Origin of the sequence: Corallococcus sp. AB045 (genome assembly GCF_003668895.1) — a bacterium.
GTDB lineage: Bacteria > Myxococcota > Myxococcia > Myxococcales > Myxococcaceae > Corallococcus > Corallococcus coralloides.
Genome location: NZ_RAWN01000260.1, coordinates 1 through 11,154 on the forward strand (window position 1 = coordinate 1; position 11,154 = coordinate 11,154).

General features: G+C 69.4%; 10 protein-coding genes and 1 pseudogene. 8 read left to right on the forward strand and 3 right to left on the reverse strand.

The features are described from left to right. A pseudogene (locus tag D7Y21_RS37015) lies at nucleotides 1-429 on the forward strand (caspase family protein); the annotation flags it as partial. After that, entirely contained in the window at nucleotides 429-1,055 is a 627-nt protein-coding gene (locus D7Y21_RS37020; RefSeq protein WP_121718204.1) for a carboxypeptidase regulatory-like domain-containing protein, read from the forward strand. The pseudogene D7Y21_RS37015 and the gene D7Y21_RS37020, both read left to right, overlap by 1 nt. Nucleotides 1,056-1,059: 4 nt before the next feature. On the opposite strand, the gene D7Y21_RS41615 is transcribed toward D7Y21_RS37020, so the two are convergent. Beyond that, nucleotides 1,060-1,410 carry a hypothetical protein gene (locus D7Y21_RS41615; RefSeq protein ID WP_147443220.1) on the reverse strand — a complete coding sequence of 117 codons (351 nt, stop codon included), beginning with the start codon at nucleotides 1,408-1,410 and terminating at the stop codon, nucleotides 1,060-1,062. 355 nt (nucleotides 1,411-1,765) lie between these two features. Here D7Y21_RS41615 and hemE point away from each other — a divergent pair, with 355 nt between their 5' ends. The 5 genes from hemE (at nucleotide 1,766) to D7Y21_RS37050 (ending at nucleotide 8,408) form a co-directional block, all read left to right on the forward strand. Then, complete coding sequence (hemE, locus tag D7Y21_RS37030) at nucleotides 1,766-2,809, forward strand: uroporphyrinogen decarboxylase (protein ID WP_120563822.1); 1,044 nt, start codon at nucleotides 1,766-1,768, stop codon at nucleotides 2,807-2,809. 117 nt (nucleotides 2,810-2,926) lie between these two features. Further along, entirely contained in the window at nucleotides 2,927-4,228 is a 1,302-nt protein-coding gene (gene fadI, locus D7Y21_RS37035) for an acetyl-CoA C-acyltransferase FadI (protein ID WP_120563823.1), read from the forward strand. Next, nucleotides 4,228-6,465, forward strand: coding sequence for a fatty acid oxidation complex subunit alpha FadJ (gene fadJ, locus D7Y21_RS37040; protein WP_121718205.1), 2,238 nt, complete (start codon nucleotides 4,228-4,230; stop codon nucleotides 6,463-6,465). The genes fadI and fadJ overlap by 1 nt, the downstream gene beginning before the upstream one ends. A 106-nt stretch (nucleotides 6,466-6,571) precedes the next feature. Beyond that, the gene (locus tag D7Y21_RS37045; RefSeq protein WP_121718206.1) at nucleotides 6,572-7,702 is read left to right on the forward strand and encodes a mannosyltransferase family protein; all 1,131 of its coding nucleotides are present in this window, start codon (nucleotides 6,572-6,574) and stop codon (nucleotides 7,700-7,702) included. Between the two features lie 46 nt (nucleotides 7,703-7,748). Further along, nucleotides 7,749-8,408 carry a bifunctional 2-polyprenyl-6-hydroxyphenol methylase/3-demethylubiquinol 3-O-methyltransferase UbiG gene (locus D7Y21_RS37050; protein WP_120563825.1) on the forward strand — a complete coding sequence of 220 codons (660 nt, stop codon included), beginning with the start codon at nucleotides 7,749-7,751 and terminating at the stop codon, nucleotides 8,406-8,408. Nucleotides 8,409-8,477: 69 nt separating this feature from the next. Here D7Y21_RS37050 and D7Y21_RS37055 read toward each other — a convergent pair whose 3' ends face one another. Together D7Y21_RS37055 and D7Y21_RS37060 are read right to left on the reverse strand one after the other, a co-directional pair. After that, the gene (locus tag D7Y21_RS37055; protein ID WP_120563826.1) at nucleotides 8,478-9,314 is read right to left on the reverse strand and encodes a ChbG/HpnK family deacetylase; all 837 of its coding nucleotides are present in this window, start codon (nucleotides 9,312-9,314) and stop codon (nucleotides 8,478-8,480) included. A gap of 7 nt (nucleotides 9,315-9,321) precedes the next feature. Beyond that, nucleotides 9,322-10,110 (reverse strand): glycosyltransferase family 2 protein, encoded by a 789-nt coding sequence (locus tag D7Y21_RS37060; protein ID WP_120564171.1) that lies wholly within the window; start codon nucleotides 10,108-10,110, stop codon nucleotides 9,322-9,324. A 137-nt stretch (nucleotides 10,111-10,247) separates the two neighbouring features. Between D7Y21_RS37060 and D7Y21_RS37065 the strand changes: the two genes are divergently transcribed. Continuing rightward, nucleotides 10,248-11,154 (forward strand): diguanylate cyclase (locus tag D7Y21_RS37065; protein WP_121718207.1); only part of this gene is annotated, 907 nt, incomplete at its 3' end.

The following is an 11,154-nucleotide window of genomic DNA, read 5'->3' on the forward strand; positions in this document are numbered from 1 at the left end:
GGCGGGGGGCTGGGTTGGGAGGGCGTGCTCCTGGACGGGAAGCTGGACCTCTGGGTGGACGTGGCGGCGGGGCAGGGGCGTCAGTCGCTGCGGTTGGATCCAGGCGGAGACGTGCCGGTGCGGCACCGCACGCTGCTCGTGGGTGTGGCGGTGGGGCCCACGTGGACGTGGGGCCGGCTGGGCCTCTCTACCGGACCGCGCGTGGCCGGTTTGTGGCTGCAACGCTCCTTCCAGTTGGAGCTGTTGGATAGGAACGAGCAGTACGTCACGGCCTGGCCGGGATGGATGGCCGCACTGTCGTTCCGCTTCAGCCCGGTGTGGATGGTGGAGGCGCGCGCACAGGCGTTGTGGGCCTACGTCCCGGTGGACGGGCAGACGCGCACGGTGGGCTTTGGAGGCCTGATGCTGGCCGGAGGGTACCGCTTCTGATGCGAGCCAGGACATGCGGCAGGGCGCTGGTGCTGGCGCTCGTGGGCTGTGGCGGATTCGACAACGGAGACCTGCGCACGGGCACCGTGCGAGGCCGAGTGCTGGGCGCGGAGTCCGGAGTGGCGCGAGTCAGCGTGCTGGGCCATGAGGAGCTGCGCGCGACGGTGGCCGCGGACGGCCGCTTCGAACTGGACGGCGTGCCGGCGGTGTCGCTGGAGCTGTACGTGGTCGCCTCACGCACGCAGGCGGCGAGGACGCCCGTGTTGGCGCAGGGCGCCCGGGTCACCGACGTGGGCGACATCCAGGGGAAGCCCGGGGCCTTCCTCACCGTGAGGGTGCGGGACGAACTGGGCGCCATCCCGCCCGACGTCGAGGTGGAGCTGCGAGGTACGGGAGAAGACCGCGCGAAGGTGGACACGAGCAGCGGCGAGGTGCGCCTGGGGCCGCTGCCCGCGGGCTGCTACGCGCTGGAGGTCAAGGCCGACGACCTGGAGGACGTGGAGACGGAGGTCTGTGTCCGTGAAGGTGAGGAGCGGCTCCAGCCCATCACGCTGCCCGCGGATGACGACGGCGGTGGAGACGACGACGGCGGCAGCGACGACCACGGCGGACGGGACGGCGGCTGAATCGTCAGTTCAGGTCAGTGACCCGCAGCGATTCGAGGAAGGCCTCGCCCTCGGGGAACGGATCATCTCCCGAGGAGATCACCTGAACGAAGAGAAGGCCCGTTCCGGCGACGATCCAGCGGTCTCGGAGCAACTCTCCCGGACCGTCTGGCTTCTCTTCTGGCGGCCCAAGCCACTCTTGAACGTTCTTGCGCCATTCCCACCCGAACCAGGGGGCGGGTAACCGGGTGAGCTCCTTCTCTGGAATGCCGGTTTGCTGGAGCAGCGTCACTCGGAGTTGCTCACGCTTCTCTTCTGACGACGCGTGGAGTCCATAGGCATTGGTGGCCAGGTCGATGTTGAGCTGTCGGCCCAAGTCCAACTGGTGCCACGAGCAGGTGACGTAGGCCGTGACCTGGGGCTCGATGCCGGCTACGTCAGCGGGGTTGATGTCCTTACATCCGGAATAGACCCCTGCAGGGTCGACCCGAGGTGCCCCAGGAGGCACCCGAGGCGCCACGACGCTCGCCCCGGGAACCGGCTCCCAGCGGACCAACTCATGAGACAGCGGCCACTGAGGCCGGGCGGGAGCAGCCGTCCGCCCCGCCGCACAGGCCATGCATGCGAGCGCGAGCAGGCTCGGAACGTAGCGGTTCAACCGGGTCATGGAGATAGGGTACACCCCGGGCCGTGAAGCCCGTGACTCCCTCCCGCCCCTCGAAGGTGACGACGTGAACGACCGACTCCTGCGCACGGCGCGCCGCCAGCCCACCGACACCACCCCCGTGTGGCTGATGCGTCAGGCGGGCCGCTACCTGCCCGAGTACCGCGCCATCCGCGGCAACATCGCGTTCCTGGACCTCTGCAAGAACCCGGACCTGGCCGCCGAAGTCACCGTCCAGCCCATCACCCGCCTGGGCGTGGACGCGGCCATCATCTTCTCCGACATCCTCATCCCCGTGGAGGCCATGGGCATCCACCTGGAGCTGGGCGACAAGGGCCCCCACTTCCCCAACCCGCTGCGCACGCCCGCGGACATCGACAAGCTCGGCGTCCCCGACCCCGTCGAAGGCACCGGCTTCGTCGCCGAGGCCATCCGCCGCACGCGCAAGGCCATCAACGACTCCGTGCCCGTCATCGGCTTCGCGGGCGCGCCCTTCACCCTGGCCGCGTACATGGTCGAGGGCGGCGGCTCCAAGAGCTACATCCAGATCAAGCGCCTGCTCTTCGAGCAGCCGGAAGTCGCCCACCGCCTCTTCCGGAAGCTCACCGACACCCTCATCCCGTACCTCAAGATGCAGGTGGAGGCCGGCGCGAAGATTGTTCAAATCTTCGACTCCTGGGGCGGCGAGCTGTCCCCCTGGGACTTCGAACGCTTCAGCCTCCCGTACCTCACCGAGATGGTGACGGAGCTCAAGGCCACGGGCGTCCCCGTCATCCTCTTCGGCGTGAACATGACGCCGCACCTGCCGCTCCTGAAGCGCACCGGCGCGGACGTCATCGGCCTGGACTGGCGCTGCCCCGTGGACGAGGGCCGCCGCATCCTCGGGCCGGACGTCGCCACCCAGGGCAACCTGGATCCGCTCCACCTCTTCCTGCCCCGCGAGGAGCTGGACGGTCGTGTGAAGGACATCCTCCGCCGCGCCGGCCCCACCGGGCACATCTTCAACCTGGGCCACGGCATCCTCCCGCCCACCGACCCGGACGCCGCGAAGTTCCTCGTGGAGGCCGTCCACAAGCACGGCGCCGCCCTCCGCCAGGGCACGCTCGGCTGAACAATCCCCCGCCCGGCCGACTGGCGAGCAGTTGACTCAAGAATCAATCCGACATTGACGCGGTGCATTGCCCGCCGTTAGAAGCGCCTCACTCGTTTCACAGAGGGTGAGGCACACATGGCAAGCGAGAAGCGCAACGGCCACCGGCGGGTGGCCATCGTTCGCGGACTGCGGACGCCGTTCGCGAAGGCGGGCACCGTCTTCGCGAACCTGACGGCGCTGGACCTGGGCCGCATGGTGGTCCAGGAGCTGGTGCAGCGCAGCGACCTGGACCCCAACGAAATCAACCAGGTCGTCTTCGGACAGGTCATCCCCACGCTGACCGCGCCGTCCATCGCGCGCGAAGTGGTGCTGGCGGCGGGCCTGCCCAAGCGCATTGACGCCTTCACGGTGGCGCGGGCCTGCGCCACGTCCATCCAGTCCATGGTGGCGGGCGCCAACGCCATCGCGCTGGGAGACGCGGACGTCGTCATCACCGGCGGCACCGAGTCCCTGTCCGACGCGCCCATCTTCACCAGCCGCCCGCTGGCGCACGCGCTGGCCGCGTCGTCCAAGGGCAAGAGCCTGCCGGACAAGCTCAAGCCCTTCCAGAAGCTCAAGGCCAAGGACCTCATCCCCGTGCCCCCGGCCATCGCCGAGTACTCCACCGGCGAGACCATGGGTGAGAGCGCGGAGAAGATGGCCAAGGAGAACGGCATCACCCGCGAGGAGCAGGACCTCATCGCGTTCAACTCGCACCAGAACGCGGCCCGGGCGTGGAAGGAGGGCCTGTTCGACGGTGAGGTGATGCACGTCACCGTGCCGCCGAAGTACGAGCAGACCGCCACGAAGGACAACATCGTGCGCGACGACACCAGCCTGGAGGCGCTCTCCAAGCTCAAGCCGGTGTTCGACCGCCGCTATGGCAGCGTCACCGCCGGCAACGCGTCCCCGCTGACGGACGGCGCCGCGGCGCTGCTGCTGATGAGCGAGGAGAAGGCGAAGGCGCTGGGCTACGAGCCGCTGGGCTTCCTGCGCTCGCACGCGTTCGCGGCCACGGACCCGGGGGACCAGCTGCTCCAGGGCCCGGCGTACGCGGCGCCCGTGGCGCTCAAGCGCGCGGGGATGAAGCTCGCGGACATCGACCTGGTGGAGATGCACGAGGCCTTCGCCGCGCAGGTGGCGAGCAACCTCCAGGCGCTGGCGTCCAAGGAGTTCGCGAAGAAGGCGGGCTTCAACGCGCCGGTGGGCGAGGTGGACCGGTCCATCCTGAACGTGACGGGCGGCTCCATCTCCATCGGGCACCCCTTCGGTGCCACGGGCGCGCGCATCATCACGCAGGCCCTGAATGAGCTGAAGCGTCGGAACAAGAACACGGTGTTGTGCACCGTCTGCGCCGCGGGTGGCCTGGGCGCCGCGGTCATCCTGGAGCGTGCGTGATGGCGACCAAGCAAGAGGCAGTCGAAGCGAAGCAGGGCTTGAGCTACGACGTCACGAACGGCGTCGCGGTCATCACCGTGGACCAGCCGGGCGCGCCGGTGAACACGCTGTCCCCGGAAGTGGGCGCCGCGTTCTCCGACCTGCTCCTTCAGGCGGAGCGGGACCCGGAGGTGAGGGCCGTCGTGTTCATCTCCGGCAAGAAGGACAACTTCGTCGCCGGCGCGAACATCGACTTCCTCCAGACCATCAAGTCCCCGGCGGACGTGGAGGCCATCAGCCGCGCCGCGCACGCGGAGTTCGACCGGCTGGAGGCCTACTCCAAGCCGGTGGTCGCGGCCATCCACGGCGCGTGCCTGGGCGGTGGTCTGGAGTGGGTGCTCGCGTGCCACTACCGCATCGTCACGGACAGCCCCAAGTCGGTGGTGGGCCTGCCGGAGACGCAGCTGGGCCTCATCCCCGGGGCCGGCGGCACGCAGCGGCTGCCCGCGCTGATTGGCGCGCAGGCGGCGCTGGACCTCATCCTCACCGGCAAGAACGTCAAGCCGTCCAAGGCGAAGAAGCTGGGCATCGTGGATGAAGTGGTGCCCGTGCCCATGCTGAAGGACATCGCGCTCAAGCGCGCGGCGGAGCTGGCCGCGGGCACGCTCAAGGTGGAGCGCGCGCACCAGGGCTTCAAGGCCGTGGCCCAGAGCAGCAAGAAGAAGGGCCTCGCGGGCCTCTTCCAGGGCCTCATCAGCAAGGACCTGTGGACGGAAGCGGCGCTGGAGGACAACCCGCTCGGCCGCAAGGTGATGTTCGACCAGGCGAAGAAGCAGCTCCTGAAGAAGACGCGCGGCAAGTACCCCGCGCAGGAGAAGGCGCTGCAGGTCATCCGCGTGGGCCTGGAGTCCGGCCGCAAGGCGGGCCTGGAGGCGGAAGCGAAGGCCTTTGGCGAGCTGGTGTTCACGGACGTGTCGCGGCGCCTGGTCGAAATCTTCTTCGCCACCACGGCGCTGAAGAAGGAGAACGGCACCTCCAACCCCAAGCTGAAGCCGCGCGAGGTGAAGAAGGTGGGCGTGCTGGGCGGCGGCCTCATGGGCGGCGGCATCGCCTACGTGGCCGGCGTGCTCCAGGGCGTGCCCGTGCGCGTGAAGGACCGGGACGACGCGGGCGCGGGCCGCGCGCTCAAGCAGGTGCAGACGGTGCTGGATGAGCGCGTGAAGCGCCGCTCGCTCACCCGGCTCGAGTCGAACGCGAAGCTGTCCAGCATCACCGCGGGCACGGACTACAGCGGCTTCAAGTCGGTGGACCTGGTGATTGAAGCGGTGTTCGAGGACCTGAAGCTCAAGCACCAGATCATCGCGGAGGTGGAGGCCGTCACCGGCGAGAACACCATCTTCGCGTCCAACACCTCCAGCCTGCCCATTGGCGAGCTGGCGAAGGGCAGCAAGCGCCCCTCGCAGGTGATTGGCATGCACTACTTCAGCCCGGTCCACAAAATGCCGCTGCTGGAGATCATCACGCACCCGGGCACCGCGGAGTGGGTGACGGCGACCTGCGTGGACGTGGGCAAGAAGCAGGGCAAGACGGTCATCGTCGTCAACGACGGGCCGGGCTTCTACACGTCGCGCATCCTCGCGCCGTACATGAACGAGGCGGCGTACCTGCTGGCGGAAGGCGCGGACATCGTCCAACTGGACAAGGCGCTGGTGGACTTCGGCTTCCCCGTGGGACCCATCACGCTCTTGGATGAGGTGGGCATCGACGTGGCCCAGAAGGTGGGGCCCATCATGGAGGCCGCGTTCGGCAAGCGCATGGCGGCGCCCAAGGCGCTGGAGGGCGTGGTGTCCGACGGCCGCCTGGGCCGCAAGACGAACAAGGGCTTCTACCTGTACGAGAACGGGAAGAAGAAGGAGGTGGACCCGCAGGTCTACCTGCTCCTTCCGCACGGCAAGGACCGCAAGTCCCTGGACGCCGCGGAGATGGCCGAGCGCGTCGCGCTTCAGATGGTGAACGAGGCCATCCGCTGCCTGGGTGAAGGCATCCTGCGCAGCCCGCGCGACGGCGACGTGGGCGCCATCTTCGGCCTGGGCTTCCCGCCGTTCCTGGGCGGCCCGTTCCGGTACGCGGACGCCCTGGGCCCGGCCAACCTGCTGCGCAAGCTGGAGCACTATCAAGACAAGTACGGCGAGCGCTTCACGCCCGCGCCGCTGCTGGTGGAGAAGGTGCGCGCCGGCAAGGGCTTCTACGAGTCCTGAGCGCATGACGCACCGGGGCAGGGGAGATGCCGGTTCCCGGCGCTCTCCCTGTTTCCGGGCCTGACTTGACGCGAGGGGCGGTTCTGGACCAAGGGGCATGCCCCACATGGTTCGTTCCGCTCCTCGTGTTGTTCTGATCGCCGGGCTCGCGGCCCTGGCGGTGTGCACCGCGCTGGTGACGGTGTCCGCGATTGCGTTCCCGCAGGGCTACAGCCCCGCGCGGCTGACGTGGCCGGGCGCACCCCTCCTCCTGGGCTGGACGCACTTCGACGCCGGTTGGTACGCGCAGATCGCGCAGGCGGGCTACAGCTACACGCCCGGCCAGCAGAGCTCGGTGGCGTTCTTCCCGCTGTACCCGCTGGTGCTGCGCGGCCTGGGCCTCTTGCACGTGGACACGTTCCTCGCGGGCGTGGTCGTCACCATGCTGAGCGGCCTGGGCGCGCTGTACGTCTTCACGCTGTGGGCACGCACGCGGGCGGATGAAGAGGCGGCGAGGAACGCGGGGCTGCTGCTGGCGTTCTATCCGTTCGCGTTCTTCCTCTACGGGGCCATGTATTCGGACGCGCTGTTCCTGTTGCTCATCATCGGAGCGTTCCTGTTGCTGGAGCGGGGGCAGCTGGGGTGGGCGGTGCTGCTCGCTGCGGTGGCCACGGCAGCGCGGCCGGTGGCGCCCGCGCTGGTGGTGGGCCTGCTGGCGCGGCGGCTGGAGTGGAAGCACGAGCGCGGCCTGAAGTGGAGCCTGATGGACCTGTTGCCGGTGTTCGCGGCGGCGGGCTTCGTGCTGTACGTGCTCTATCAGTGGAAGGCGTTCGGTGAGCCGTTCGCGTTCGTGAAGGTGCAGTCCGCGCCGGGGTGGGACCAGAAGCCGGGCTGGCGCACGTGGGCGAAGCTGCGCTGGTTCCAGGGCTTCAGCCGGGAGATGTCCCTGTCGGACGGCTTCAGGCTGGTGGGGCACGCGGCCGTCACGGTGGGGGCGCTCGCGCTGGTGTGGCCCACGGCGAAGCGGCTGGGGTGGGGCTACGGCGTGTACACGCTGGCCATCGTGGGATTGCCCGCCCTGTCCAGCAAGGACTTCATGGGCATGGGGCGCTACCTGCTGGCCGCCTTCCCGCTGTTCCTCACGCTGGCGCTGCTGCTCAAGGAACGACCGCGCATGAGGTGGGCAGTGCTCGCGACCAGCGCATGCGTGATGCTGGCGCTGGCGGCGGCGTACGGAGCGGCGGAGTACGTGTCATGAGCGGACGGATGGGACGAGCCGTGGCACCAAGCGTGGAGGCCGCGTCATGAGCGGGCTCATGTCCCAGGCGCTGGAGCTCTACGCGCACCTGCCCGCGAGCGAGCGCTTCCACGTGCACGCGCGGGCGTCCTCGGCCCCGCTGCTCGCGGTGGCGTCGCGCCTGCCATCAGGGACGGTGGCGGACATCGGCTGCGGGCACGGCCTGCTGTCCGCGGTGATGGCGCTCGCGGTGCCGGAGCGCCGGGTGCTGGGAGTGGACCTGGATGAGCGCAAGGTGCACTGGGCGAAGCAGGCCTTGTCGGGGCTGCCCAACGTGACGCTCGACGTGGGCTCCGTGGAAGAACTCGCGAAGACGCAACCGCACACCCTCGACGCGGTGGTCGTCTGCGACGTGCTGTACCTGCTGCCCGATGAGCGGTGGCCCGGCTTCCTCCAGTCCATCCGAAGCCTGCTCAAGCCCGGAGGCCGCTTCCTCCTGAAGGAAGTGGAAGGCGACCGCTCCTGGAAGCACGCCAAGGCGCTCGCGCAGGAGTGGGTGATGGTGTCGCTCCTGGGGCGCACCAAGGCCAGCGGCGGCATGGTGCTCAAGCCCCGAGTCGACGGCGTGCGGCTCCTGCGGGACGCGGGCTTCGAGGTGCGTGAAGTGGTGGGCCTGGGCGCGGGCTACACCACGCCGCACCTGCTCTACGACGCCGAGGCCCGCTGAAGAAGCCCACGCGTGCGTGGCGGGCCACCTCCAAACCTGTCCGACAGTCGGACAGGTTTCCGCGGCTCGTCAGCCCAGCTCGCCGTAGTTCGCGAGCGAGATGCCCCGCTCCACGAGCTTCGCCTTCACGCGGGGACTGGTGAGCGCGGCCAGCTCCGCCTCCCAGCCATAGGTCCACGCCGGATCCTCCGGCACATGCGGAGCCCCCTCACCAGGGTGACACCCCAGCTCGAAGTCCCCCGCCGGCAGCGAGTCCAGCACCGCGAGCAGCGCGGGCTCATCCAGCCGGCCCGCCTCGAACACTCCTCCAGCACTGACCCGACGCACGCCCTGCCGGGCCCGAGGCGCCGTCCGCGCGAGCACCGCCAGCACGGTCGTCTTCAACGCCGGCCCGGGAGCCCGCAGCCACGACGCGCGCGGCAGCGCATCCGGCCACCGCAGGGGCAGGCCCTCGCGCGCGGCGATGCCCTCCACCACCGGCCGCACCCCCGGCAACAGGTGCAGGTGCTGGTGCCCGTCCAGGTGGTCCACCTTCGCGCCCAGCTCCCGCGCGCGGGCGAGCTGCGCGGACAGCTCCCGCTCCAGCTCTTCTCTCCGGACCCGCCCCGTCATCCACGCCTTCGCGAACTCCGCCCAGTTTCCCCGGAGCCGTCCGCCCGGTGCCACCGTCCGTACGGCCTCAGCGGGGGCGGCGCAGGGAAGCCGCGTGGACAGCGCCAGGTGCACGCCCACCGCCAGCCCCTGCGCCTTCGCCCGGCCCACGGCCTCCGCCGCGCAAGGGCCCATGGCCAGCAGCGTCGCGCTGGTCACGATGCCCTCGCGGTGCGCCTTGAGGATGCCCGCGTCCAGCGACGGATGCAGGCCCAGGTCGTCCGCGTTGACGATGAGGCGGGTGCGCGGCGCCATGTCCGTCCTACCCACGCCCCGCCTGGCCCGGCACCGAACGCAATTGCTGCACGGACGGCGGCAGGCGCACCGGCTTGATCGGCGGCGACGGCGAGCGCGTCTCCGGGTACAGCGCCACCAGCTCCTTCACCATCTTCAGGATGACGGACGGTGACGCCAGCGTGGAGATGCCGCGCGTGCGCGGGAAGTAGTCCACGCCCATCTGGAACACACGGAAGCCCTTGCGGATGGCCTTCACCACCAGCTCCGCGTCGATGAACGAGCCCTGGCTCCTGAGCTCCATCGACTCCAGCACCTGGCGGCGCATCAGCTTGAAGCTGAAGTTCACGTCCTTGATCTGGATGTCGAACAGCGCCCGGATGAGCAGGTTGTAGACGAACGAGTACACGATGCGCTTGGAGCCCTCGCTCGTGCGGTCGAACCGGAAGGCGCAGATCATGTCCGCCTCCAGGTAGTTCATCAGGTGCAGCGCCCGCTCCAGCTCGCGCATGTCCCACGGCAGGTCGATGTCCGAGTACAGCACCAGGTCCTTCGTGCTCGCCGCCAGCCCCGTGCGCATCGCCCCGCCCAGCTTCAGGTTCACGGGGTGGGTGATGACCCTCAACTGAGGCACCTTCGCCGCCAGCGCGTCGCAGACCTCCTGGGTCCGGTCCGTGGAGGCGTCATTGACGACGATGATTTCGAAGTCGTCGGTGAGCTTCGGTAGCACTTCCAGTGCGCGGCTCACCGCGCGCTCCACGTAGTCCTCTTCGTTCCAGGCGGGGAAGAAGAGGCTGATGCTCGGGTACTTGGCCACGGTCGTCATGTCGCGCGCGTTCCGTCAGGAAGGAAACGCGGGCTCGCTAGCAGAGGGCCTACTCGCTGGCAAACCCCTTGGCCCTTCTCGTGGGAAACCCCTATAGTACCGCCTAGTCATCATTTTATGGGGACACGGTGAAAACCCAGCCCTACACGCTTCTGGTCGTGGACGATTCGCAGGCACTGCTGCCTCAGCTGGTGCGCACGCTCGGCCCGGAGGACTTCGCGCTCCGTGTAGCCCGGTCCGGGCCGGAGGCGCTGGGGCTGACCCAGGAGGTAGACGGCGTCCTGCTCTGCTCCGGCGGCCCCGGCGAGGCGCAGGCCCAGCGCCTCCTGGAGGCCCTCACCCCGCCACAACCGGCGCCCCGACCCGCCGTGGTGGTCCTGGCGCCGCCGGAAGACCGCGCCTTGCGCCTGGCCGCGCTGCGCAGGGGGGCTGAGGTGATTCTGACCCCCTGGGACGACGAAGAGCTGCGTTTGAGGCTCTACCGGAGCCTGGAAACGCACTCCCGGTTGAGGTCACTTCACTCCCAGGTCGAGGAACTGCGGCGCCTGGCGGTGACGGACGGCCTGACCCAGGTGCACAACCATCGCTACTTCCAGGAGCGCCTGCGCGAGGAGTTCCGCCGCTCGCAGCGCTACGACGAGAGCCTGTCGCTCATCCTGGTGGACCTGGACCACTTCAAGAACGTCAACGACGCCCACGGCCACGGGGCAGGGGACCGCGTCCTGCGGGAGGTGGCGGCCTCCCTCCAGCACAGCGTGCGTGAGACGGACCTGGTGGCCCGCTATGGAGGAGAGGAATTCGCCATCCTCCTGCCCTGCACCCACCTGCCCGGCGCCCTCACCGTGGCGGAGAGAATCCGCAAGGGAATCAACGAGTTGCACGCCGGCCCCGAGGGCGCCCTGCGCGTCACCGCGTCCCTGGGCGTCTCCAGCTTCCCCCACCGCGCCATCCTCGCCCCGGAGCAGCTGCTGCTCACCGCCGACGAGGCCCTCTACCGCGCCAAGCGCGAGGGCCGCGACCGCATCTGCCTCCACC